Origin of the sequence: Blattabacterium sp. (Nauphoeta cinerea), assembly GCF_000471965.1 — a bacterium.
GTDB lineage: Bacteria > Bacteroidota > Bacteroidia > Flavobacteriales > Blattabacteriaceae > Blattabacterium.
Genome location: NC_022550.1, coordinates 238124 through 262677, shown reverse-complemented (window position 1 = coordinate 262677; position 24554 = coordinate 238124). Strand labels below are relative to the sequence as shown.

Sequence of the window (24554 nt, the reverse complement as noted above, 5' to 3'; positions counted from 1 at the left end):
TTATTTTAAAATGAACTTAACTGCAAGATTTTTAATAATACTTTTATTTTTGTAAAAATAAAAAAATCTACTGATGAGATTTAATTTTTTTAAAAATTATATACACATTAAAAATAAGATAGATGTATACAAATATAAGAATTTCTTTTTTTTAAAAAAACATATTATATTATTAAACTTTTCACAACAAATTTTTCAAGTTCATGAAAAAAATTAAAGTCACTAATCCTATAGTAGAAATAGATGGAGATGAAATGACCAGAGTCATATGGAAATATATAAAAGAATATTTTATTTTACCTTATTTGGATATAAATATTATTTACTTTGATTTAGGGATAAAAAACAGAAATAACACAAATGATCAAATAACTATAGATGCAGCGTATGCTATAAAAAAATATAACGTAGGAATTAAATGTGCAACAATTACACCAGATGAAGATAGAATGAAAGAGTTTCATTTAAAAAAAATGTGGAAATCTCCAAATGGAACCATTAGAAATATTATTAATGGAACTGTTTTTAGAGAGCCTATTATCATTAAAACTATTCCTCGTTTAATTTCTAATTGGAAAAACCCCATATGTATAGCTAGACATGCTTATGCTGATCAATATCAAGCTACAGATTTTATCATCAAAAAAAAAGGAAAATTATATATTTATTTTGTTCCAGATAATAGTGAAAAAAATAAACCAATAAAATTCAAAATTCATGATTTCATGGGACCTGGTGTAGCTATGGGGATGTACAATACGGATCAATCTATTTATGGATTTGCTCGTTCTTGTTTTAATTATTCTATATATAAAAAATGGCCTCTTTTTTTATCTACCAAAAATACTATACTGAAAGCATATGATGGAAGATTTAAAGATATATTTCAAGAAATATATAATAATGAATTTAAATCTCAATTTGAAAGCTTGCAGATTACTTATGAACATCGTTTAATTGATGATATGGTAGCTAAAGCAATTAAATCAAATGGAAAATTTATATGGGCTTGCAAAAATTATGATGGAGACGTCCTATCAGATTGCATAGCCCAAGGATTTTGTTCGTTAGGAATGATGACTTCTATTTTACTTACTCCAGATGGAAAAACTTTAGAATCGGAAGCCGCTCACGGAACTATTACAAGACATTACAGATTACATAAAAATGGACAAGAAACATCCACTAATCCTATTGCTTCTATTTTTTCTTGGACTAGGGGGTTAAAACATCGTGCGATTCTAGACAAAAATAGAGATTTAAAACTTTTTTCAGAAAAAATGGAAAAAGCATGTATAGATTTTGTAGAATCTGGAAAAATGACTAAAGATTTGATTCAATTATCTTATCATAAAAAAAATAATTATTTGAATACTAAAACTTTTCTTAAAGAACTCAAAAATTTTTTTGATAAAAAAATCAACGAATCAACTTAAAAAATTATATTATTTTTTTTGTAATTTCTTTTCTTCTAAATTTACCCAATAAATCATCTGTAAAATGAGAAATAAAAAAAATACCTTTTGGTTTGTAAAATTTTTTATTCCCATTAAAAATGGTGTTTGGAATATGTAATGAAAAGGGGGCCCCTTCAATAATTAATATTAATTTTTCTCCTAAAATTTTATCTGGGATTGAAGATATAAAAAATCGTTTTTCATAGGGTATAAAAGAACTAATTTCCTTTTCTACTAACTCAGGAATAATTTTAATTCCTCCACTGTTAATAACATTGTCATATCTTCCTATCCAAATAAATGTATTGTTAGATATCATATGAACAATATCATTAGTCTGTACAAATGAATCCATACAATATGGAGAAAAAATGCGTAAACAATTTCTATTATCTATCCTCAAAGATACATCTTGAAATGATTTATAAAAAGTTGATTTATTGGGTCCATTAATTTTTTTTATAGCCACATGACCTGATGTTTCTGTTAATCCATAAGTAGCATAACAAATCGTTGAAACATCTTGTAATTTTTTTTCTAAAATATTTGAAATTGAATATCCTCCTATTAAAATAATTTTAATATATTTTAAATATTTTAAACTAAAAAAAACTTGCATAGGAACCATTGATGTAATATCAAAATATTCTTTAATGTTTTTTAAAGGATTAGATGATGGAGGGACACAATATATTTTCCATTTAAAAATAATAGCACGGACTAAAAACATTTTAGCCGCAATAAAATCTGTTGATAAGCATAATAATCCTTTAATTCCTTTTTTATTAATTTTTAAAAATTCTACAGTTCTTATAGCTCTTTCAGACATATGTTCTTTACACAAAAAGATGACTTTAGGAACACCTGTTGTTCCAGAAGTTAAAGATAATATAGGTTTATTGCTATACCAATCTTTTAAAAAAGAAAAAATGGATTTTTTCCAATAATCTTTTTCTTCATTTTTTTTTTTTAAAAAATAAGAAGAATTTGATATTTCATTAGAAGAAAAATCTATCCACATTTTTTTTTATTTATTTAATTTTATTTTAATAACATTTTAATTTTCCATTTCAAAAATGGATTATACCAAATAGAGCCTTTTTTAATTTCTAAAGGAGAAATCCAATTATTTACATACAGAATTCCTGTATTTAATCCATGTGTATAATTTTGATTATTATATTTTTTTTGCATTATAAAAGTCCATTGAGCAATAGCATTAATTCCAATATTACTTTCCAAAGAAGAACTAATACACCATTTTATTCTTCTTTTCATCGCTTCTATTATCCATTCTTCAGATCCATAAAAACCACCATTTACACTAGGTTTCAATATAATATATTGAGGACGAATTACGTCTAATAATTTCCTTTTTTCTTTTAAAATATTAACATTTTCTAATTCTTCATCTAATGCTATAGGTAACTTTGATTTTTTACATATTTCTGACATTTCTTTCCAATTTCCAGATGATATTGGTTGCTCCATTAAATCAATTATATTTAAATCATAAAATTTATTTAAACAATATAAAGCTTCTTTAATATTTTTGAAACATCCATTTGCATCTACACGAATTTTTATAAATGGGTATTTTTTTTTGATTTCTTCTATAATAGAATATTGATTAAAAAAATTCATATTTATCTTTATTTTTATAAATGAAAAACCTTTAATAATTTGGTCTTCAATTTCTTTTATTGCATGTTTTTTATTATTAAAAGAATTTAACCATATAATTCCATTTACAGGAACCCCTTCTTTCCCATGAGTAAATTTAGAATGATATAATACAGGAAATTGATTCTTCAAGCTTAAAAAAGATTGTTCCAATCCAAATAAAATAGATGAATATGAAATATATTTGTAATAACAATATGTTTCTATTTTTTTTAAAGAAATAATTTTTTCTAAAATATTTTTTAGTTCAATTTCAAATTTTTTTAAGTTTTTTAAAGCATATTGATCTAATATTGGGTTACATTCTCCTATTCCTAGATTATCATTTTGTCTTAAAATAATAAACCATATAATATTTTTTTTAAATATTGTATTAGAGTTAGATACTTTTTTTCTAAAAAAAAATATTCGTTTTTTCAAAAAAAAATGGATTTTTTGATTTCTATTATACATATATAGTTTCTCCTTTTTCTAATAAAATTAATTCTTTCCCTTTTTCAAAAAATTTTCTTTTTGCTTGTTTTTTATTAATTTGAATATCTTCAAATGTATCATAATGAACTCCTAATATTTTTTCAGATTTTAAAAAGTCTGAAGCCATAATAGCTTCTTCTATATCCATAGTATATTTTCCTCCTATTGGTAGAATAGAAAGATCTAATTTTCCAAAACAAGGAATAAGATTCATTTCATACATTACAGATGTATCTCCTGATATATATAAATTTCCTTCATCTGTATGTAAAAGAAAACCTCCTGGATTTCCTCCATATGTTCCATCGTTAAAAACACTTGAATGCGCAGCCCAAACATATTTTAATTTTCCAAAAGGAAATGATATAAAAGAGCCATAATTAATTCCATATGTTTTTATTCCCTTTTTATTAAAATAATTAGATATTTCATAATTAGAAATTACTAAAACATCATTAAACTTATGCGAAAAAAATTCCACATCACATACATGATCATAATGTGCATGAGTCAATAAAATATAATCTATTTTTTGAATAGATTTTAAAAAATTTATATTCTTGAAAACAGGATTTTCAGAAAAAAAAGGATCTATCAATAAATATTTTTCATGTATTTCTAAAATACATGTGCTATGAGAAAAAAAAGTAATTTTCATAATTTTAATTAATTTATAAAACCAATTCCTATGCTAAATCCATATAAAAAAGTTAATATCACTAATTTTTTTAATTCTGTATTGAATAATTTTTTTTCTTTTATATAAATTATTTTTTTAATATGTAATATTAGAAAAATAACAATTAAAGTAAAAAATAACCATTGATAAATAGTTTTTGTATTCAAAAAAATAAAATAGCCTCCCAAAAATATTGACATTAATATAATTAATGTATGATATAATTTAGCATATCTTATTCCTAACCATACAGCCATAGTATGTTTTCCATTTTCATTATCATTATCTAAATCTCTCATGTTATTTATATTTAAAACTCCCACATTTAAAAATCCTATAGATAAAGAAAGCAAAAAAATATCCATACATAAAGTATGTGTATACAAAAAATAACTTCCTTCCACTGAAATAATACCAAAAAAAATCATGACAAATAAATCCCCCATACCTATTATATATCCATAAGGATATGGTCCCATAGAATATTTTATAGAACTGTATATACATATAAAAATTCCTATAAAGAATAGAAAAAAAATATTTTCATATAAAATAGTTTTACAAAGTAATAAAAATCCTGAAAAAAAAGATAGGATGGAAAATATCCAAATGGCTTTTTTCATTTCTGAAAATGAAATAAAACCACATTGAATTGTTTTTTTAGGACCTATTCGTTTGCAATTATCTACTCCTGTTATACTATCTCCATAATCATTTGAAAAATTAGCCAGTATTTGTAATAATAAAGCAGTGATTATACATAAAATATAAACAACAGTAAAATTTCCACTTTTTCTGGATTTAGATATCAAAAAACTTAAAGTAATTCCAGAAAAAGATAAAGGCAATGTATGAATACGAGCTGCGCTAATCCAATATTTCAGTTTCATAAAAATCTTGGATATTTTTTAAAATTTGGAGATCTTTTTTCCAAAAAAGCTTTTTTTCCTTCTTGAGATTCCTCCATTAAATAAAACATTAAAGTTGCATCTCCCGTTAATTGCATTAATCCATGTTGTCCATCCAATTCAGCATTTAAACTACGTTTTATCATCCTTAAAGACATAGGACTTCTTTTTTGAATAATTTTACACCATTTTATAGTTTCTTTTTCCAATTCTTTTCTTTTTACAACTTTATTAATTAATCCCATATCTAAAGCTTCTTCAGCTGTATACTCCTTACATAAAAACCACATTTCACGCGTTTTTTTTTGTCCAATATGACGGGCCAAATATGAACATCCAAATCCTCCATCAAAAGACCCGACTTTAGGTCCGACTTGACTAAAAATTGCATTATCAGAAGCTATGGTTAAATCACAAACAACATGTAAAACATGCCCTCCTCCTACTGCATACCCATTAACCATAGCTATAACTGGTTTAGGTATTTCTCTTATTCTTTTATAAAAATCTAAAATATTTAATCTAGGAATTCCATCTTTACCTAAATATCCACCTAAACCTCTTGTAGTTTGATCTCCTCCAGAACAAAAAGATTTTTTTCCAGATCCAGTTATAATTAATACATCTATATCATTTCTGTTACTACAGATATTTATAGCATCTATCATTTCATTTACTGTTTCTACACGAAATGCATTATGACACCATGGTCTATTAATCTCAATTTTTGAAATTCCTTCTCCAAAAAGAAATAAAATATCTTCATATTTTTTAATGGGGACCCAATCTATAGTGTAATTCATAATAAAAAAATTAAAAATTGATGTTTATTTTTACAAAATAACGAAAAAAAGAGATTTTATTATGTTATGTACCGCAATATGTTATCTGTATTAACAGGAATTATAGTCAGCATTATAGAAATGTTTTATGCCATTAAATTTGTAAAAAAATGGTTTATAGAAATACAATTTCTACCATTAAAAAAATTTAAATTTCTTTTAAGAGAAGCACCTACTGAATTTTTTATTTTACTAATTTTTTTTTATTCTTTTTGTGTTTTATCAGGGGGGTTGGTAACCGCCTTTTTTGCACGAAATGCAAAAAAAGCTTACGCTATATTAACAGGCTCTATCTTATTTATTATAGTATTATTTCATGTATTTTTTTATCCATTTCCATTATGGTTAAAAATAATAATACTCCCTCTTTTTTTACCTTTTTCATATATATCATATATGGTAGGAAATTTTGTAGAATTATTACAAAGAAAAAAATGAATAAATTAAAAGATAAATAAATCCAGATATATATCCTATCAAAGCAATCCAACTAATTTTTTTTAAATACCAAAAAAAATCTATTTTTTCCATGCTCATAGCTGCTACACCTGCAGCAGATCCTATAATAAAAATACTCCCACCCGTTCCAGAAACATAAGCGATAAAATGCCATAAATCATGATTTATAGGATAAGAAAACATAGCTATAGTAGCAGCTACTAATGGTATATTATCTATAATAGAAGAAATAAATCCAAATAAAAAAGTTGTAATTTTCCATGTAGAAACTGTTTCATTAATCCAATGAGACAAACTATATAATTTCCCCATAGATTCTAAAGAAGAAACAGAAAGTAAAATTCCTAAGAAAAATAATAGACTAGATACATCTATTTTTTTAAGTGTATTATCTAAAATAGATTGAGATTTATATTTTTTAGATGCTATAAAAAGTAGAACCCCTAAAGAAAACATCATCCCCATATACGGGGGAATTCCTATTGCGGTTTTAAAAATTGGAACAAGTAACATCAGAAATAAACCTATTTTTAACATAAAAAAACCTCTATTTATAGAATCTTTTGAAAGATTATTTTTTTTGATTTGAATATATCCATCAAAAATAGGCATATAGGATGCTATTATAGTAGAAATGACCATACATAATACAGATGGGACTAATATTATTTTTATAAGATGAGTTGTCGTGACTTTATTAGAAATCCATAACATAGTAGTAGTTATATCTCCAATTGGAGACCAAACTCCTCCTGCATTAGCAGATATAATAACTGATCCTAAATAATACAAACGATTTTTATAATTGGAAACAGTTTTTTTTAAAAGAGAAATCATGACCATAGTAGCTGTAAGATTATCTATTATGGCAGATAACAAAAAAGAAACTATACTTATGATCCATAAAAATTTTCGTTTTGTATTTGTTCGAAACAATTCTTTTAAAGCTTCAAATCCAGAATATTTTTCAATAACAGCAATAATAGACATGGCTCCAATAAGAAAAAAAACAATTTCAGAAGCTTTTCCTAGATGAAACAATAACAAATATTTAGGATCTTTTTTTAATATTAAATTCTGATTAAATTCATATTCATAAACAGGAATATTAAAAAATATAATTAAAGACCAACAAATAGTAGCCATCAAAATAGATGGAATAACTTTATTGACAGAAATATAATTCTCAAGAGTAATTAATAAATATCCAAAGATAAAAATCAAAATTACCATTGATCTATTGTATTTTTATATTCAATTGGACATAAAACTCCATTTTGAATAATATGAACATTTTCCAAGTGTATTCTCAATACGTAATAATTGATTGTATTTTGAAATTCTTTCAAAACGGCACAAAGAACCTATTTTTATTTGTTCAATATTAAATGCAACAGAAAGATCTGCTATAAAAGAATCATCTGTATCTCCAGAACGATGAGAAATAATATTTTTATATTTATTTTTTTTGGCTATATGAATTGTTTCAATTGTTTCTGTTAGTGTCCCTACTTGATTCACTTTAATTAAAATAGAATTTGCTACTTTTTTTTCTATTCCTTCATTTAATTTTTTAGCTTGTGTAACAAAAAGATCATCTCCAACTAATTGAATTTGATTTCCTATTTCATGAGTTAATAGTTTCCACCCTTCCCAATCATTTTGATCCATCCCATCTTCGATAGATATAATTGGATATCTTTTTATTAAATAAGATAAATAATTAACATGTTCTTCTCTTGATTTTATTAAAATTTTTGTTTTTTTTTCAAATTTTGAATAATTATACTTTCCATTTTCATAAAATTCAGAAGCAGCGCAATCTATAGCTATTGCTACTTGATCATAAGGCTCATAATTCGCCATATGTATAGCTTCTAATATGTGATCTAAAACATCTTCAACTCCATTAAAATTAGGAGAAAAACCCCCTTCATCTCCTACATTAGTAGAAAATCCTTTTTCGTTTAAAAGATTTTTTAGTTGATAAAATACTTTATGTCCTATTTGAAGCGCCTCTATAAAAGTATTTGCTTTGACAGGGACTATCATAAACTCTTGGAAAACTATAGAAGGAGTATTTGAATGTAGACCTCCATTTACAATATTTATCAGAGGAATAGGGAGAAAACAAGTGTAAACCCCTCCTATATATTTATAAAGAGGAATATTTAATTCATTAGATGCGGCTTTTGCTGTTGCCAAAGATATAGCTAAAATAGCATTAGACCCTAATCTTCTTTTATTTGTTGTACCATCTAATTCCAACATTAATTGATCAATGTAAATTTGATCTAAAACAGATTTTCCAATTAATTCAGGTGCAATAATATCATTTACATTTTGAACTGCCTTCAAGACTCCTTTTCCCAAAAAAATATTTTCTTTATTATCACGTAATTCAAAAGCTTCATTTTTACCTTTTGATGCTCCAGATGGAACAGAAGCACGCCCTAGTATATGATTATCTGTTATTACATCTACTTCTACAGTCGGAATCCCTCTTGAATCTAGTATTTGTCTAGCTTGAATACTCTTAATTTTACTCATTATTTACTTTTTTATTTTTTTTCTTGCTACGTCTTACAGATTTTATTATTTTTTTAGAACTATAATTTTTGTTAAAGTCTACTAATTCTATAAGAGAAAGAGGGGCTTGATCTCCAAAACGGAATCCAGTTTTTATTATTCTAATATATCCCCCAGGACGTTCACGTACTTTTTCAAAAGTATTTTGAAATAATTCAGACACCGCTGTTTTATCTCTTAAATACGAAAAAATATTTCTTTTAGAATGAGTGGTATTAATTTTTGATTTCGTAATAATAGGTTCTACATATTTTCTCAAAGCTTTAGCTTTTGCTAAAGTAGTAAAAATTCTTTTCTTTTTTATAAGAGATGAAGCCATATTAGAAAGAAGAGATTTACGATGACCACGTTTTCTCCCTAAATGATTATTTTTATTTCTATGATCCATTAGTAATTATAATCTATAATTCCTTCAGTTTTAATTGAAAATTTTCTATATTCATCCCAAAATATAATCCTTTTTCTTTCATTTTACTTTCTAATTCATCTAAAGATTTTTTTCCAAAATTTCTCATTTTCAACATAGCATTTCTATTACAACTTACTAAATCTGCTATAGTAATTATAGAAGCTAATTTTAAACAATTTTTTGTACGGACAGATAAATCCATATCGTTTAATTTGGATTTTAATAATGTGCGCATTCGTATAAATTCTTCATCATATTTTTTATCTTTATTAATTTTCTCTTGTTTTTTTTCTCCTATTTTTTCATAAGAGAAAATAGAAAAATACTGAATTAATATTTTTGAAGCTTCCATTAAAGCTATTTTGGGGCAGATAGATCCATCTGTTTTAATTTCTAATGAAAGATTTTCAAAATCAGTTTTTTGTCCTACACGACAATTTTCTATTGCATACCTCACGTTTTTGACAGGAGTATAAATGGAATCTATAGGAATAGTTTCAATTGAATAATTATTATTATTTTTTTTGTTTTCTTCTGCAGGGACATAACCCCTTCCCTCTTCAATCGTAAAACTTATTTCTAAAGGGACTGATTCATCTTTATTACAAATAACCAAATCATCGTTTAAAATTTGAAATCCAGAAATAAATTTATTTAAAATTTTTCCTGTTACTCGTTCTCCATGATTGATATAAGCATTAACAGTTTCTTTCTCAGTTCCTAATATTTCTTGTTTAAAACGGATTTTTTTAAAATTTAAAACTATTTCAGTTACATCCTCAACTACTCCTTTTATAGTAGAAAACTCATATTTTACTCCTTTTATTTTAATAGAAGTCACTGCAAACCCTTTTAAAGAACTCAATAAAACTCTTCTTAATGCATTTCCTATCGTAATCCCATATCCAGGTTCTAAAGGTTTTAAATGAAAAACCGCTCTATTATCTGAAAATTCAGATATTGCAATCCGATCAGGTTTCACAAAGTCTAGAATAGCCATTACAATTGATTTACTACTATTTTATTTTGAATATAACTCAACAATTAATTGTTCCCTAATATTTTCAGGAATTTGTATTCTTTTCGGCATCATTCTAAATATACCAAACATATTTTTTTCATCCAAAATTAACCATTCTACTAATGGTCCTATTTTTTTCTGTATAGAGCTTAATATAACAGGATGTTTTTTAGATTTTTCTTTAATCTCTATCTTATCTCCTGGTTTCAATCTAAAAGATGGGATATTTACCACTTTATTATTAACGATAACATGTCTATGAGAAACAATTTGACGTGCAGAAGATCGAGACGGGGCAAATTTTAATCTAAAAACTAGATTATCTAATCGACTTTCACATGCTTGTAACAATAATTCTCCAGTTATACCTTTTTTTTTTGCCGCTTCAAAAAATAAACTCTCAAATTGTCGTTCCAATATTCCATAAGTATATCTTGCTTTTTGTTTCTCTATTAATTGAATAAAATATTCTGAACGTTTTCCTCTACGACGATTCTTACCGTGTTGGCCAGATGGATATTTTCTTCTATCAAAATATTTGTCTTCTCCATAAATACATTCCCCAAATCTTCTAGAAATTTTAGTTTTAGGTCCTATATATTTTGCCATAATTTTTTTATATATAAATAATAAATTAAACTCTTCTTCTTTTAGGAGGACGACAACCATTATGTGGCAATGGAGTGATATCCTTGATTATTGTTACTGTAATCCCAGAATTACTCAATGCTCGTATAGCCGCATCTCTTCCCGCTCCAGGTCCTTTAATTTTAACTTCTACTTTTTTTATTCCAGCATTTAAACCCTCTTTTGCTACATTTTCCGCTACCATTTGAGCTGCATATGGAGTATTTTTTTTAGATCCTTTAAAATTCATTTTTCCAGCAGAAGACCATGCTATCACATCACCTTTTTTATTTGTTAAGGTTATAATGATATTATTAAAAGTAGCTTGAATATGAGCTTCTCCTACAGGATCCACGACTACTGATTTTTTTTTACAGATGATGATTTTACCATATTTATTTTGTGACTTTCTTCTTGTTCGCTACAGTCTTTTTTCTTCCTTTTCTAGTTCTACAATTATTTTTTGTTTTTTGACCTCTTAATGGTAAGCCTTTTCTATGTCGAGTTCCTACATAACAACCAATGTCCATCAATCGTTTAATATTAAGTTGTATTTCAGCTCTTAGTTCTCCTTCAATTTTTATATAATCAGATATATACTTTCTAATTTTACTAATATCATCATCAGACCAATTTTTTACTTTTTTATTTTCATCTATTCCAATAGAAGTAAGTATTTTTTTTGATAAACTTTTACCTATTCCATACAAATAAGTAAGACCAATAACTCCTCTTTTAGATCTTGGAAGATCCACACCCGAAATTCTTACAGACATAAAATCTATTTATTTATCCCTGTTTTTGTTTAAATCTAGGATTTTTTTTGTTGATAATACGTAAACGTCTTTTTCTTCTAACAATTTTACAATTGTCAGTTCTTTTTTTCAAAGATGCTCTTACTTTCATAACATAAAATTTATTTTAATATCTATAAGTTATTCTTCCTCTTTCTAAATCATAAGATGACATTTCTAATCTTACTTTATCTCCTGGCAATATTTTAATGTAATGCATTCTCATTTTTCCTGATATATGAGCTTTAACAATACATCCATTTTCTAATTCGACACGAAACATTGCATTTGGGGATGATTCTATAATAGTCCCATCAACTTCAATATGCTTTTGTTTAGCCATATAAATAACATAATTTAATTATTTAATTAATAATAATATACAAAAAAAATTATTATCTGGTATATCTGTTACTACGATATTTCATCATCATTAATTCATCATAATGATAATTCAATAAATATATATTCACTTGTTGTGAAATATCTAAAATCACCCCCACTACAATTAACAATGATGTCCCTCCATAAAATAACGCAAAATTTTGCGTAAAACCCATACGAAAAACTATGGAAGGCAATATTGCTATTATTGCTAATAAAATAGCTCCAGGTAATGTTATTATTGATAAAATATGATCTATATACTCAGCGGTTTCTTTTCCAGGTTTAATTTTAGGGATATGTCCCCCATTTCTTTTTAAATCGTCTGCCATTCGATTTACTGGAATAGCAATAGCTGTATAAAAAAAAGTAAAAACTATCACTAACATGAAGATAGTTAAATTATACCATAATCCATAAATATCTTGAAACAGATAAAAAAAACTCTTCAGTTTGATGTTCTTTACATAATCGGAAAAAGTTAATGGAAATAACATAATAGCTTGAGAAAATATAATAGGCATCACACCAGCTGCTGTCATTTTTAACGGAATATATTGATGTTTTTTACGAATTAATTGAGAATCTAAACCTAAAGATTTATAGTGAGAAACATATTGTACTGGAATTTTCCTAATAGCTTGAATAATTATAATAGAAAATAAAATAACTAATAACCACAACAAAAATTCAAGAAATAGAACTATTAATCCTCCATTTCCTGTTTCTAATTTACTAAAAATCTCTTTACTAATAGCATCTGGAAAACGAGCTATGATTCCTGACATAATAATTAATGAAATTCCATTTCCGATTCCTTTATCTGTTATTTTATCCCCTAACCACATGGTAAATAAAGTCCCTGAGGTTAAAATTATTATCCCTATAATCCAAAACATTCCTTTTCCATAAAAACTGTCTAAATCAATTAAATAAGCAGTTTTTGAAGAAGAAAAAGGAATAAATTGTTTGGTTAAAGAAATAAGATATACAGGAGCTTGGACAAAACATATCCCAACAGTTAACCATCTGGTTATAAAACTAATTTGTTTTCTTCCACTTTCTCCATCCCTTTGTAATCTTTGTAAATAAGGAATAATTATGCACATTAATTGTATTATAATGGATGCAGATATATAAGGCATAATCCCTAAAGCTAAAACTGATGCGCGATTAAAAGCGCCCCCTGTAAAAGAGGATAAAATTTGCATTAAACCCTTAGAACCTGAATTAAATTTTTCTATAAAATCACTAATACCCAAAGGATTAATTCCTGGAAGAGGAATATAAGCTCCAAAACGATATATTAATAATAAACTTAAAGTTATTATTATTTTTTTTCGTAATTCTTTTACGTTCCAAACATTATAAAAAGTTATTATAAAGTTATTCATAATAATTTTTACATAAATACAGCTTCTCCTCCTATTTCTTTAATAGAAGATAAAGCTTTTTTACTAAATTTATATGCATATATCTTCAATGGAAGATGAAGTATACCCCTTCCTAAAATTTTAATAATATCGTTTTTTTTAGCTAAATTATTTTTTAAAAAAAAATCTTTATTAACAATATTTATTTTTTTTTCTTGTTTTTGATTGATTTTATCAATACAATTTTGAATTGTATCTAAATTTATGCCAATAATCTTTCTTTTTAATATGATATTTCTACTTTTAAATCCAAATTTAGGTATTCTTCTTTGTAAAGGCATTTGTCCTCCTTCAAACCCCTTTTTTTTAGAAAAACCAGATCTAGATTTCGCTCCTTTATGTCCTCTTCCACAAGTTCCTCCTTTTCCTGAGCCTTGTCCTCTTCCCAATCTTAATTTTTTTTTCTGGATCCATTATTTGGATGTAAAGAACTAATATTTAAACAATTTTCATCCATCATATACTTCTTTTATAGTAATTCCTCTCTGTTTTGCTATAATATAAACATCTCTCATATTGCTTAACGCTCTAATAGTAGCTTTTATTACATTATGATGATTGGAAGACCCCTTAGATTTAGATAAAGCATTTCTTAAACCTGCAGCCTCAAGAACCGCTCTTAAAGGTCCACCTGCAATTATTCCTGTTCCGTCAGAAGCTGGTTTAATAAGAACATGTGCTCCTCCATATTTAGCCTCTTGTTCATGAGGTATAGTTCCATTTGAAATACATACTTTACAAAGATTTCTTTTAGCTTGTTCTCCAGCTTTATGAATAGCATCAGGTGCTTCTTTAGATTTTCCAAACCCATAACCTACTATTCCATTTTCATTTCCTTTTATAACAATAGCACTAAAACTAAAATACCTTCTTCCTTTAGTTACTTTACATACTCTTGTTACTCCAACCAACTTTTCTTTTAATTCTGTATATTTTATTTTTTTATCAGACATATTTTAAAATTCTAATCCTACTTCTCTAATTCCCTCAGCCAAAGATTTAACTCTACCATGATACAAATATTTTCCTTTATCAAATACTAATTTTTTTAAATTCAACTTTTTAGCTCTGTATCCTAACAACTTCCCAACTTCATAAGATAATTCTGTTTTGTTTTTTTTATTTTTATAAAATTCTTTCTCTTTTGAAGAAGATGAAACTAAAGTTTTTCCGGATACATCATCGATTATTTGTACGTATATTTCTTTATTACTTCTAAAAACGGAAATTCTAGGTCTATTCTTACTTCCCAAAACTTTTTTAATTTTTTTTTTTTCATTTTTTTAATGATTTATTTCTAGGCTGATTTTCCTGCTTTTCTTCGAACTTCCTCTCCAAAATATCTTATTCCTTTTCCTTTATAAGGTTCTGGAACTCTAAAAGATCTAATTTTTGAAGCTATTATACCTAATAACTGTTTATCATAAGATTTTAAAATAATAATAAAATTTTTCCCTTTTTCAGACTGTATTTTGATGTCAATTTCTTTAGGAATTTGCATCATAATATTGTGAGAAAAACCTAAATTTAAATCTAAAATTTCTTCTTTATAAGAAGCTCTATATCCAATTCCCACTAATTCTAATTTTTTATAAAATCCTTTTGAAACTCCTATAATCATATTTTTAACTAACACATGATATAACCCATGTAAAGATTTACATTTTTTATTTTCATGATTCCTAATAATAAATAACTGATTTTTTTCCAAATTCAATTGAAATTCTTTTGATATTTTTTGACTTAAACTTCCTAAAAATCCTTTTACAAATATTTCATGATCAATAATTTTTACATCCACATTTTTAGGAATCAAAATAGGTTTTTTTCCAATTCTAGACATTTTTTAATATTTGAATCAATCAATATACGTAACATAATATTTCCCCTCCTATTTTTTTCTTTCTTGCCTGTTTATCTGTAATAATTCCACTAGAAGTGGAAATTATAGCAGTCCCTAACCCATTTAATACTCTAGGTATATTTTTATATTTACAATATTTTCTTAATCCTGGTTTACTGATTCTAATAATTTTTTGAATAACAGGAGTTTTTCCTTTATAATACTTCAAAGCTATTTTAATTATTTTTTTATTTTTTTCTATTTTAGAATCTAAAATATATCCATTTTCTAACAAAACACGAACAATTTCTTCCTTCATTTTAGAAGATGTGACCTCAAGTAGATTATGTTTCGCATAACTAGCGTTTCGAATTCTAGTCAAAAAATCAGCAATGACATCCATATAATATTTATTTTACCAACTTGCTTTTTTTACCCCAGGAATCAACCCTTGAGAAACTAAACTTCTAAATACAATACGAGACACTCCGAATTGACGCATATATCCTCTGCATCTACCACTAATAGTACATCTATTTCTCAAACGAACGGGAGAGGCATCTTTAGGTAATTTTTGCAATAATTCATAATTTCCAGCCTTTTTCAAAGCTTTTCTTTTGTTTGCATATTTTAATACCATTTTTTCTCTTTTTTTTTGCCTTGCTTTAACAGATTCTTTAGCCATATTTATTTTTTTTAAAAGGGATTCCAAATAAAGATAAAAGACTCTTAGCTTCTTCATTTCTTTTTGTAGAAGTAACAAATGTAATATTCATTCCCATATTTTTTTTGATTTTATCAATATTTATTTCAGGATAAATCATTTGTTCCATTATTCCCATATTATAATTTCCATGATGATCAAAACTACTTTCTTTTACTCCATTAAAATCTCTTACTCTCGGCAAAGAAACAACAATAAGTCTTTCCAAGAATTCGTACATTTTTGTTCTTCTTAAAGTCACTTTTACCCCTATAGACATTCCTTTTCTAAGTTTAAATCCTGATTCATCATGTTTAGAATAACAAAAAATCGCTTTTTGCCCTGTAATATTTGTTATTTCATTTACTGAAGAATCTATTATTTTTTTATCAAAAATAGAAGACCCAACTCCTTGATGGATCACTATTTTTATTAATTTAGGCACTTCCATAATAGAACTATATCCAAATTTTTTCATCAAACTAGGAATTATTTTTTCTATATAAAATTTTTGTAATCTAGATTGATAAATCATTTCTCTATATTAATTTTTTTTAAATTAGATAGATGTATAGGTGCTTCTTTTTCTATAATTCCACCTTTAGGTTTTTTTGGAGTCGGTTTAGTATGTTTTTTAACCATATTTATTCCACGTATAATAGCTTTATTTTTTTTAGAAAAAACTTTTACAATTATCCCTTCCATTCCTCTATGATTTCCTGATAAAATTAATACTTTATCTTCTTTTTTTATTTTTTTCATAGAAATATTTTTTATAAAACTTCTTGTGCCAAAGAAATAATTTTCATATACTCTTTTTCTCTAAGTTCTCTTGCTACTGGACCGAAAACTCTTGTTCCCATTATCTCTCCAGAAGCATTAATTAATACACAAGCGTTATCATCAAAACTGATATAAGACCCATCTTTCCTTCTAGTTCTATTTTTTGTTCTGATTACTACAGCTTTACAAACTTGACCTTTTTTAACTGTATTCCCTCCAGAAGCAGCTATCTTTACAGTAACTATTATCGTATCACCTAATGAAGCATATCTTTTTTTTGTTCCACCTAAAACTCTAATAACTAAAGCTTCCTTCGCCCCTGTATTATCCGATACTTTACATCTAGATTCTTGTTGTAACATTTGTTCAATTAGATTTTTCTAATATACTAACTAGTCTCCAACATTTTCTCTTGCTAACAGGGCGCATTTCCATTATGCTTACTTTATCTCCATTTTTAGAAATATTTTTTTCATCATGTACCATATATTTTTTATTCTTTATAATACTTTTTCCATAATACTTATGTTTTACTTTTTTCATCTCATATACGACAACAGTTTTATCCATTTTATCACTGATAACTGTTCCTTGTCTTTGTTTTCGAAAACTTCTTTTATTTTTTTTTATCATTGACTTTTTTATTATACTCAGTTTTTAATTTTGCAATATTTTTTCGTATAAATCTAATAATCATAGGATTTTTAAGCATTTTAATATTATGATTGAATTTTATGTTTTGATAATTTCTCTGTTCTTTATTAATTTGTTTTATTAAATCATGAATCGATAAATTTTTTATATCTAAACTATTCATATATTCATAATTTGATTTCATTAGAATAAATAAATTTCATTTTTATAGGAAGTTTTTGGGCTGCTAATCTTAATGCTTCTTTAGCTACATTTAGCTCTACTCCATTTACTTCAAATAAAATTCTACCAGGTTTAACTATAGATACCCAAAATTCAACGGGCCCCTTTCCTTTTCCCATACGTACTTCTTGCGGTTTTTTTGTAGCAGGTTTATCAGGAAAAATATTAATCCATAGTTGTCCTTCTCTTTTCATGTATCTTGTAGCAGCAATTCTTGCTGCTTCTAATTGTCTAGAAGTTATCCACGCTCCTTCTAAAGCTTTAATTCCATATAAACCTCTAGAAAGAAAAACACCTTTTTTAGCATTTCCACGAATTCTTCCTTTTTGTTTTTTTTATATTTTGTTTTTTTGGTTGTAACATTATTAATAATAATAAATGAATGATGGAAAAATTTATTTATTTTTTTTCCTATTCAAATAAGTTTTTTGACCTCTTTGTTTCTTTTGAATTCCTAATAATGGAGATAATTCTCTTTTTCCGTATATTTCTCCTTTCATTATCCACACTTTAATTCCTATACTTCCATAAACAGTATGAGCTACCGCCATATGATAATCTACATCAGCACGAAAAGTTCCCAGAGAAATTCTTCCTTCTTTATAAGTTTCACATCTTGCCATTTCTGATCCATTTAATCTTCCAGAAATCTGAATTCTTATACCTTGAGCATTCATTCTTATAGCAGAAAGAATAGATAATTTGATTGCTTTTTTATAAGAAATGCGATTTTCTAATTGTCTAACTAAACCTTTAGCAACTAAAGGAGCATCTAATTCAGGACGTTTTACTTCAGAAATATTAATTTGAACTTCTTTTTTAGTAAGTTTTTTTAATTCTTTTCTTACTGTATCTACTTCATCACCTCTTTTCCCTATCACAAGAGCTGGTCTTGATGTTCTAATAGTAATTGTTATAAATTTTAAAGTTCTTTCTATAAAAATACGGGAAACTATTCCTTTTGGAAATCTAGCTTCTATATATCTTCTTACTTTAAAATCTTCTTGAATTCTATCCTTATAATTTTTACACCAACTAGATTGCCATCCTGTTATAATTCCAAGACGATTAACAATCGGGTTTGTTTTTTGTCCCATAAATAATTATATTTCTTGTTTTTTGTCTAAAAAAACTATGATATTACTTGATCTTTTCCTTATTCTATGTCCTCTTCCTTGAGGAACAGGACGTAATCTTTTTAAAGTTCGACCTTGATTAACTCTAATTTCTTTTATATATAGAGATTTTATTTTTTCAGAATAAGATTGATTATACTTTTTTTTCCAGTTAGATAATAAAGAAAGAAGAAGTGTCTTAAACATAAAAGAAATTCTTCTTTTTTTGCTGTAAGATAATAAATCTAAAGCTTGAAAGATTTCTTTATTTCGAATTAAATTTGCTATTAGCCTCATTTTTCTAGGAGAACTTCTTACTCCATTTAAAGAAGCTGAAGCGATATTGGTCTCTTCTTTCATATTCTCCTAATTTTTTATTTTCAATTTATTTTTAGATCCAGCATGTCCTCTAAATGTACGAGTAGGAGAAAACTCACCAAGTTTATGGCCAATCATATTTTCTGTTACATATACATTAATAAATTGTTTCCCATTATGAACTGCAAAAGTTTGTCCAACGAAATCAGGTAAAATAGTGGAAGGTCTAGACCAAGTTTTAATTATAGTTTTTTTATCTAATTTAATATTATTCAATACTTTTTTGTATAATTGTTGAGAAACATATGGTCCCTTTTTTAAGGATCTTGCCATGACTTATAAAGTTTTTATTTTTTTCTTCTTTGTAAAATATATTTGTTAGAATATCGTTTTCTAGAACGAGTTCTAAATCCTTTAGCAGATTTTCCTTTTCTATTTCTAGGTATTCCTCCAGAAGCTTTCCCTTCTCCTCCCCCCATTGGGTGATCTACAGGATTCATAGCAACACCTCTTGTTCTAGGTCTTCTTCCTAGATGTCTTTTTTTACCAGCTTTTCCATATGTTTCTAACTGATGATCCGGATTAGAAACAATCCCAATTGTAGCCATACAAGTAATCATTATCATTCTAACTTCGCCAGAAGGAAGCTTAATTGTTGCATATTTTTTATCTTTTGCAAATAATTGAGCAAAAGAACCTGCACTTCTTGCTATTTTTGCCCCTTGTCCTGGCTTCATTTCTATACAAGAAATATTAGTTCCTAAAGGAATATCACTTAAAAAAGTAGAATTTCCTATATTAAAAGGTATATTTTTTCCAGAAATAACTTTTTGTCCTACTTTAAAACCTTCTATTGTTAGAATATACCTTTTTTCTCCATCCTCATAATGAAGTAAAGAAATAAAAGAAGAGCGATTAGGATCATATTCTATAGATTTTATAATAGCAGGAATCCCAAATTTTTTTCTTTTAAAATCTATTATTCGATATTTTTTTTTATGTCCCCCTCCAAAATAACGCATAGTCATACGACCCATATTATTTCTTCCTCCAGATTTGGACATTCCTTTTATTAAAGTTTTTTCACAACGATACTTTGTAAGTTGATCAAAACAGTTCGTAATTTTAAAGCGTTGACCTGGTGTTATAGGTTTTAATTTTTTTATAGACATTAAATTTCTTTTTTATTGAAAACATCAATTTTTTGATTTTCGTAAAATTGAACAATAATTTTCTTAAACTTATTAGTTTTTCCATAAATAAATCCTTTTTTAGTATATTTCGATTTATCCTTTCTAGGATAAATCATTGTTCTAATATTTTTTACAGAAAATCCAAATAATTTATTTATCTCTTTTTTAATTTTAATCTTATTATAATTACTGTTCACAGAAAAAATATAACAATTATATTTTTCTCCTTTATAAGATTTATCTGTGATAAAAGGTTTTATTAAAAACATATTTATATCGATAAAAACTGATAAATTCTATTTATAGAATTTTCAGAAAAAATAATGTATGGAAAATTTATCAGTGAAAAACAACTTAATTCGTTTACACTTAATAATTTAAAATTTTTTAAATTTCTAGAAGACAAATATAAATTTATATTTTTTCTTCCAATTATCATTAATGATTTTTTATTTTCTAATCGTAAAGATTTCAATAAATTTAAAATAAACTTGGTTTTTGGAGCATTTAATTTTAAATCTTCTATAATCATAACTTTATGATGTACTAATTTTTGTTCTATAAGAAATTTTCTAACTATATTTTTAGTATGTTTATTGACTTTTATAAAGTATTTTCTTGGTTTAGGACCAAAAACTCTCCCCCCCCCTCTGAAAATAGGATTTTTTATATCGCCTTTTCTAGAACCTCCAGTCCCTTTTTGTCTATGCAATTTTTTAGTACTTCCAGATAATTCACCTCTTTCTTTAGATTTATGTGTCCCTTGACGTTGTGCTGATAGAAATCTTTTGATTTCTAAATATAAAGGATGATCATAGGATTTTTTAAAAAAAATATTATCGTTAAATTCTATTTTTTTATTAGTATAATTTCCTTTTGCATCTAAAATTTTTAATTCCATTCTTTTTTTTGAATCATTAAATATGAATTTTTATTTCCTGGAACTGAACCTCTTAAAATTATGATATTATGACCAGGATCTATTTTCAATACTTTTAAATTTTTTATAGTTACACTTTTTTTTCCCATTTTTCCAGCCATTTTTTTTCCTTTAAAAACACGTGACGGATCAGATCCAGCACCTATTGATCCTGGAGCTCTTAAACGATTGTGTTGACCATGAGTCCTTTCTCCTACTCCTGAAAAATTATGTCTTTTGACTACACCCTGAAACCCTTTTCCTTTAGAAATTCCTTTTATATTCACCAATTCTCCTTCTTGGAAAATATCAATAGAAACTGAATTTCCCAAAATAAAATCAGACACTTTATTCATTTTAAATTCTAACAGTTTTTTTTTAGGAGATAATCCTGCTTTTTTAAAATGACCCAATAAAGATTTATTCATTTTCCCAATTTTTTGATCATCTACCCCTAATTGAATCGAAGAATAACCATCATTTTCTTTTGTTTTTATCTGAACAATATAACAAGGGTCTACTTTTACAACCGTACATGGAACATTTTCTCCATTGACTAGAAATATGTTAGTCATTCCTATATTTTTACCTATTAGTCCAATCATATTTTATACTTTTATTTCTGCTTCCACTCCACTGGGCAATTCTAATTTCATTAATGCATCTACTGTTTTAGATGAAGCGTTATGAATTTGTAAAAGTCTTTTATGAGTGGGAAGAAAAAATTGTTCTCTCGATTTCTTATTTGCATGAGGAGAACGTAATACCGTAAATATTTTTTTTTCAGTAGGTAAAGGGACCGGTCCATTTAATACAACTCCTGTAGGAAGAACAGAATTTACAATTCTTTCTGCTGATTTGTCTAACAAATTGTAATCATAAGATTTCAATTTAATTTTTATATTATGACCCATAGTATATCAGTTTTTTCTACTATTATTTCGGTTTTTATTTTCTATAATTATATTTTCTATTACATTTTCGGGAACTGTATCATAATGAGAAAATTCCATAACAGAAGTTCCTCTACCAGAAGAAAGAGTTCGTAATACAGTAACATATCCAAACATCTCAGATAATGGGACTAAAGCTTGAATTACTTTTATATTATTTTTACTATTCATGTTTTGTACTATTCCTCTTCTACGATTCAAATCCCCTATTATATCTCCCATATTTTCTTCTGGAATCAGAACTTCTAATTTCATAATTGGTTCTAATAAAACGGGTTTCGCTTTTTTAGCTGCTTCTCTAAATCCTAATTTTCCTGCTAATTCAAAAGATAATTGATCAGAATCAACAGAATGGTAAGAACCGTCTAATATGGTTACTTTAGCACTATCTATTTCATATCCAGATAAAGGTCCATTTTTCATCATTTCTCTAAATCCTTTTTCTATAGAAGGTATATATTCTTTAGGTATATTTCCTCCTTTGATTTTATTAATAAAAATTAAACCAGATTTTCCTATATTTCCGGGTTCTAATCTAAATAATATATCCGCATATTTACCTTTACCTCCTGTCTGTTTTTTATAAATTTCTCGATGTTCTACTAAATTCGTTAAAGCTTCTTTGTATTCCACTTGAGGTTTTCCCTGATTAACTTCAACTTTAAATTCTCGTTTCATTCTATCTACGATTACTTCTAAATGAAGCTCTCCCATTCCGGAAATGATAGTTTGACCTGTATAAGTGTCTGTTCTTACTTGAAAGGTCGGATCTTCTTCCATTAATTTTGATAAAGCTAAACTCATTTTATCTATATCCGACTTATATTTAGGTTCAATAGCCAAACCAATTACGGGTTCAGGAAATAAAATTTGTTCCAACAAAATGGGATATTTTTCATCACATAAAGTATCACCTGTTTTAATATCTTTAAAACCTACTACAGCTGCTATATCTCCTGCTCCAATTTTATTTACTGGATTTTGTTTATTTGCATGCATTTGATATATTCTAGAAATACGTTCCTTATTTCCTGATCTAGCATTAAAACTATAAGAACCTGATTCTATTTTTCCAGAATAAACTCTGAAAAAAGCCAATCTACCAACAAAAGGATCACTTGCAATTTTAAAAGCCAAAGCAGAAAAAGGTTCATTTTCATTAGGTTTTCTTTTTTCTTTTTTTTGATTAATAGGATTGATTCCCACAACATCTTTAACATCAAGAGGAGAAGGTAAATACTTACATATAGCATCTAATATAGCTTGAACTCCTTTATTTTTGAAAGAAGAACCACATAAAATAGGAATTATTTTCATTTTTATAGTATTTTCCCGTAAGGAAAAAATAATATCCTCTTGTGATATAGAAGAATAATTTTCATCTCCATATAAAAATTGTTCCATTATTTTATCATCATGTTCAGATAACGTTTCAAGAAGTTGATTTTGATAATCATAAACCAAATTTTTCATATTATCTGGAATAGGAACTCTTTGATATGTCATTCCATAATTTTTTTCGTCCCATATAATAGCTTGATTAGCTATCAAATCTATGACCCCTCTAAAATTGTCTCCAATTCCAATAGGAATTTGTAAAGGAACTGGATGGGATCCTAAATTTTTACGTATTTGAGAACAAACATTAAAAAAATCGGCCCCTTGCCGATCCATTTTATTTACAAAAGCTATTCTAGGAATAGAATATTTATCAGCTTGTCTCCATACAGTCTCTGACTGAGGTTCTACTCCATCTACTGCACTAAATAAAACAACCATTCCATCCAATACTCTCATAGATCTTTCTACTTCTACAGTAAAATCTACATGTCCTGGAGTGTCTATAATATTAATCTGATATTTTTCTTTATTATACATCCATTCACAACATGTAGCGGCGGAAGTTATAGTTATTCCACGTTCTTGTTCTTGCAGCATCCAATCCATAGTCGCAGCCCCATCATGAACTTCACCTATTTTGTGATTAATACCTGTATAAAACAAAATTCTTTCCGTAGTAGTAGTCTTTCCTGCATCAATATGTGCCGCTATTCCTATATTTCTAGTATATTTTAAATCTTTTGCCATAAAA

At 26.5% G+C, this 24554-nt stretch carries 36 protein-coding genes and 2 pseudogenes; 2 read left to right on the top strand and 36 right to left on the bottom strand.

The window, feature by feature from the left end:
- Positions 1-203: 203 nt before the first annotated feature.
- Complete coding sequence (locus tag K645_RS01350) at positions 204-1436, top strand: NADP-dependent isocitrate dehydrogenase (RefSeq protein ID WP_022565091.1); 1233 nt, start codon at positions 204-206, stop codon at positions 1434-1436.
- A gap of 4 nt (positions 1437-1440) precedes the next feature.
- Here the strand turns inward: K645_RS01350 and K645_RS01345 are convergent, their stop codons facing one another.
- The 5 genes from K645_RS01345 to menB are packed head-to-tail and all read right to left on the bottom strand — an operon-like array spanning position 1441 to position 6004.
- Positions 1441-2478 (bottom strand): AMP-binding protein, encoded by a 1038-nt coding sequence (locus K645_RS01345; protein WP_022565090.1) that lies wholly within the window; start codon positions 2476-2478, stop codon positions 1441-1443.
- A gap of 20 nt (positions 2479-2498) precedes the next feature.
- Complete coding sequence (locus K645_RS01340; RefSeq protein ID WP_369750523.1) at positions 2499-3560, bottom strand: enolase C-terminal domain-like protein; 1062 nt, start codon at positions 3558-3560, stop codon at positions 2499-2501.
- Between the two features lie 25 nt (positions 3561-3585).
- Positions 3586-4272, bottom strand: coding sequence for a metal-dependent hydrolase (locus K645_RS01335; protein WP_022565088.1), 687 nt, complete (start codon positions 4270-4272; stop codon positions 3586-3588).
- Positions 4273-4280: 8 nt separating this feature from the next.
- On the bottom strand, positions 4281-5183 hold the full coding sequence (gene menA / locus K645_RS01330; RefSeq protein ID WP_022565087.1) for a 1,4-dihydroxy-2-naphthoate octaprenyltransferase: 903 nt from the start codon (positions 5181-5183) through the stop codon (positions 4281-4283).
- Complete coding sequence (gene menB / locus K645_RS01325; RefSeq protein WP_022565086.1) at positions 5180-6004, bottom strand: 1,4-dihydroxy-2-naphthoyl-CoA synthase; 825 nt, start codon at positions 6002-6004, stop codon at positions 5180-5182. Before menB ends, menA begins: the two co-directional genes overlap by 4 nt.
- A gap of 78 nt (positions 6005-6082) precedes the next feature.
- Here menB and K645_RS03120 point away from each other — a divergent pair, with 78 nt between their 5' ends.
- Positions 6083-6481, top strand: a complete 399-nt coding sequence (locus K645_RS03120; protein ID WP_235043322.1) for a hypothetical protein — start codon at positions 6083-6085, stop codon at positions 6479-6481.
- Here the strand turns inward: K645_RS03120 and nhaD are convergent.
- The 31 genes and pseudogenes from nhaD to fusA all read right to left on the bottom strand — a co-directional run bounded on the left by nhaD (position 6464) and on the right by fusA (position 24550).
- The gene (nhaD, locus tag K645_RS01315) at positions 6464-7735 is read right to left on the bottom strand and encodes a sodium:proton antiporter NhaD (RefSeq protein WP_022565084.1); all 1272 of its coding nucleotides are present in this window, start codon (positions 7733-7735) and stop codon (positions 6464-6466) included. The genes K645_RS03120 and nhaD overlap by 18 nt on opposite strands.
- Before the next feature lie 21 nt (positions 7736-7756).
- A complete protein-coding gene (eno, locus tag K645_RS01310; protein WP_022565083.1) occupies positions 7757-9052 on the bottom strand; it encodes a phosphopyruvate hydratase in 1296 nt (431 codons plus the stop codon).
- On the bottom strand, positions 9045-9479 hold the full coding sequence (rplQ, locus tag K645_RS01305; protein ID WP_022565082.1) for a 50S ribosomal protein L17: 435 nt from the start codon (positions 9477-9479) through the stop codon (positions 9045-9047). Before rplQ ends, eno begins: the two co-directional genes overlap by 8 nt.
- Before the next feature lie 13 nt (positions 9480-9492).
- The gene (locus K645_RS01300) at positions 9493-10500 is read right to left on the bottom strand and encodes a DNA-directed RNA polymerase subunit alpha (RefSeq protein ID WP_022565081.1); all 1008 of its coding nucleotides are present in this window, start codon (positions 10498-10500) and stop codon (positions 9493-9495) included.
- Positions 10501-10521: 21 nt separating this feature from the next.
- Entirely contained in the window at positions 10522-11130 is a 609-nt protein-coding gene (rpsD, locus tag K645_RS01295; protein ID WP_041936001.1) for a 30S ribosomal protein S4, read from the bottom strand.
- Positions 11131-11155: 25 nt separating this feature from the next.
- Complete coding sequence (rpsK, locus tag K645_RS01290) at positions 11156-11527, bottom strand: 30S ribosomal protein S11 (protein WP_200861221.1); 372 nt, start codon at positions 11525-11527, stop codon at positions 11156-11158.
- 16 nt (positions 11528-11543) lie between these two features.
- Positions 11544-11924: a 30S ribosomal protein S13 gene (rpsM, locus tag K645_RS01285; RefSeq protein ID WP_022565078.1), complete on the bottom strand. Its 381-nt coding sequence runs from the start codon at positions 11922-11924 to the stop codon at positions 11544-11546.
- Positions 11925-11937: 13 nt separating this feature from the next.
- Complete coding sequence (gene rpmJ / locus K645_RS01280) at positions 11938-12054, bottom strand: 50S ribosomal protein L36 (protein WP_022565077.1); 117 nt, start codon at positions 12052-12054, stop codon at positions 11938-11940.
- Positions 12055-12069: 15 nt separating this feature from the next.
- A complete protein-coding gene (gene infA, locus K645_RS01275) occupies positions 12070-12285 on the bottom strand; it encodes a translation initiation factor IF-1 (protein WP_014726678.1) in 216 nt (71 codons plus the stop codon).
- Between the two features lie 52 nt (positions 12286-12337).
- Positions 12338-13720 carry a preprotein translocase subunit SecY gene (gene secY, locus K645_RS01270; RefSeq protein ID WP_022565076.1) on the bottom strand — a complete coding sequence of 461 codons (1383 nt, stop codon included), beginning with the start codon at positions 13718-13720 and terminating at the stop codon, positions 12338-12340.
- Between the two features lie 8 nt (positions 13721-13728).
- Positions 13729-14216, bottom strand: a pseudogene (rplO, locus tag K645_RS03115) (50S ribosomal protein L15).
- Positions 14209-14712 carry a 30S ribosomal protein S5 gene (gene rpsE / locus K645_RS01260; RefSeq protein ID WP_022565074.1) on the bottom strand — a complete coding sequence of 168 codons (504 nt, stop codon included), beginning with the start codon at positions 14710-14712 and terminating at the stop codon, positions 14209-14211. The pseudogene rplO and the gene rpsE overlap by 8 nt, the downstream one beginning before the upstream one ends.
- Positions 14713-14715: 3 nt before the next feature.
- Complete coding sequence (rplR, locus tag K645_RS01255) at positions 14716-15024, bottom strand: 50S ribosomal protein L18 (RefSeq protein ID WP_041935999.1); 309 nt, start codon at positions 15022-15024, stop codon at positions 14716-14718.
- A gap of 32 nt (positions 15025-15056) precedes the next feature.
- Positions 15057-15602 (bottom strand): 50S ribosomal protein L6, encoded by a 546-nt coding sequence (gene rplF, locus K645_RS01250; protein ID WP_022565072.1) that lies wholly within the window; start codon positions 15600-15602, stop codon positions 15057-15059.
- Positions 15603-15621: 19 nt separating this feature from the next.
- Positions 15622-16005 carry a 30S ribosomal protein S8 gene (gene rpsH / locus K645_RS01245; protein WP_022565071.1) on the bottom strand — a complete coding sequence of 128 codons (384 nt, stop codon included), beginning with the start codon at positions 16003-16005 and terminating at the stop codon, positions 15622-15624.
- A 12-nt stretch (positions 16006-16017) separates the two neighbouring features.
- Entirely contained in the window at positions 16018-16287 is a 270-nt protein-coding gene (gene rpsN / locus K645_RS01240; RefSeq protein ID WP_022565070.1) for a 30S ribosomal protein S14, read from the bottom strand.
- Positions 16280-16840 carry a 50S ribosomal protein L5 gene (rplE, locus tag K645_RS01235; RefSeq protein ID WP_022565069.1) on the bottom strand — a complete coding sequence of 187 codons (561 nt, stop codon included), beginning with the start codon at positions 16838-16840 and terminating at the stop codon, positions 16280-16282. Before rplE ends, rpsN begins: the two co-directional genes overlap by 8 nt.
- Positions 16837-17067, bottom strand: coding sequence for a 50S ribosomal protein L24 (gene rplX / locus K645_RS01230; protein WP_022565068.1), 231 nt, complete (start codon positions 17065-17067; stop codon positions 16837-16839). Before rplX ends, rplE begins: the two co-directional genes overlap by 4 nt.
- An 11-nt stretch (positions 17068-17078) precedes the next feature.
- Positions 17079-17450: a 50S ribosomal protein L14 gene (rplN, locus tag K645_RS01225; RefSeq protein ID WP_022565067.1), complete on the bottom strand. Its 372-nt coding sequence runs from the start codon at positions 17448-17450 to the stop codon at positions 17079-17081.
- 4 nt (positions 17451-17454) lie between these two features.
- A complete protein-coding gene (gene rpsQ, locus K645_RS01220; RefSeq protein ID WP_022565066.1) occupies positions 17455-17721 on the bottom strand; it encodes a 30S ribosomal protein S17 in 267 nt (88 codons plus the stop codon).
- Positions 17705-17905 carry a 50S ribosomal protein L29 gene (rpmC, locus tag K645_RS01215; RefSeq protein ID WP_041936071.1) on the bottom strand — a complete coding sequence of 67 codons (201 nt, stop codon included), beginning with the start codon at positions 17903-17905 and terminating at the stop codon, positions 17705-17707. Before rpmC ends, rpsQ begins: the two co-directional genes overlap by 17 nt.
- A 4-nt stretch (positions 17906-17909) precedes the next feature.
- A pseudogene (gene rplP / locus K645_RS01210) lies at positions 17910-18327 on the bottom strand (50S ribosomal protein L16).
- A 32-nt stretch (positions 18328-18359) separates the two neighbouring features.
- A complete protein-coding gene (gene rpsC / locus K645_RS01205; RefSeq protein WP_022565063.1) occupies positions 18360-19061 on the bottom strand; it encodes a 30S ribosomal protein S3 in 702 nt (233 codons plus the stop codon).
- A 6-nt stretch (positions 19062-19067) separates the two neighbouring features.
- Positions 19068-19439 (bottom strand): 50S ribosomal protein L22, encoded by a 372-nt coding sequence (locus K645_RS01200; RefSeq protein WP_022565062.1) that lies wholly within the window; start codon positions 19437-19439, stop codon positions 19068-19070.
- A 6-nt stretch (positions 19440-19445) separates the two neighbouring features.
- Positions 19446-19730 (bottom strand): 30S ribosomal protein S19, encoded by a 285-nt coding sequence (gene rpsS, locus K645_RS01195; protein ID WP_022565061.1) that lies wholly within the window; start codon positions 19728-19730, stop codon positions 19446-19448.
- Between the two features lie 14 nt (positions 19731-19744).
- Positions 19745-20569, bottom strand: coding sequence for a 50S ribosomal protein L2 (gene rplB / locus K645_RS01190; RefSeq protein ID WP_022565060.1), 825 nt, complete (start codon positions 20567-20569; stop codon positions 19745-19747).
- On the bottom strand, positions 20569-20859 hold the full coding sequence (rplW, locus tag K645_RS01185) for a 50S ribosomal protein L23 (RefSeq protein WP_022565059.1): 291 nt from the start codon (positions 20857-20859) through the stop codon (positions 20569-20571). Before rplW ends, rplB begins: the two co-directional genes overlap by 1 nt.
- 2 nt (positions 20860-20861) lie before the next feature.
- Positions 20862-21491: a 50S ribosomal protein L4 gene (gene rplD, locus K645_RS01180; RefSeq protein ID WP_022565058.1), complete on the bottom strand. Its 630-nt coding sequence runs from the start codon at positions 21489-21491 to the stop codon at positions 20862-20864.
- A complete protein-coding gene (gene rplC / locus K645_RS01175) occupies positions 21482-22114 on the bottom strand; it encodes a 50S ribosomal protein L3 (protein ID WP_022565057.1) in 633 nt (210 codons plus the stop codon). Before rplC ends, rplD begins: the two co-directional genes overlap by 10 nt.
- Positions 22115-22117: 3 nt before the next feature.
- Positions 22118-22423 carry a 30S ribosomal protein S10 gene (gene rpsJ, locus K645_RS01170; protein WP_022565056.1) on the bottom strand — a complete coding sequence of 102 codons (306 nt, stop codon included), beginning with the start codon at positions 22421-22423 and terminating at the stop codon, positions 22118-22120.
- Between the two features lie 6 nt (positions 22424-22429).
- Positions 22430-24550, bottom strand: coding sequence for an elongation factor G (fusA, locus tag K645_RS01165; RefSeq protein ID WP_022565055.1), 2121 nt, complete (start codon positions 24548-24550; stop codon positions 22430-22432).
- Positions 24551-24554: the final 4 nt, after the last annotated feature.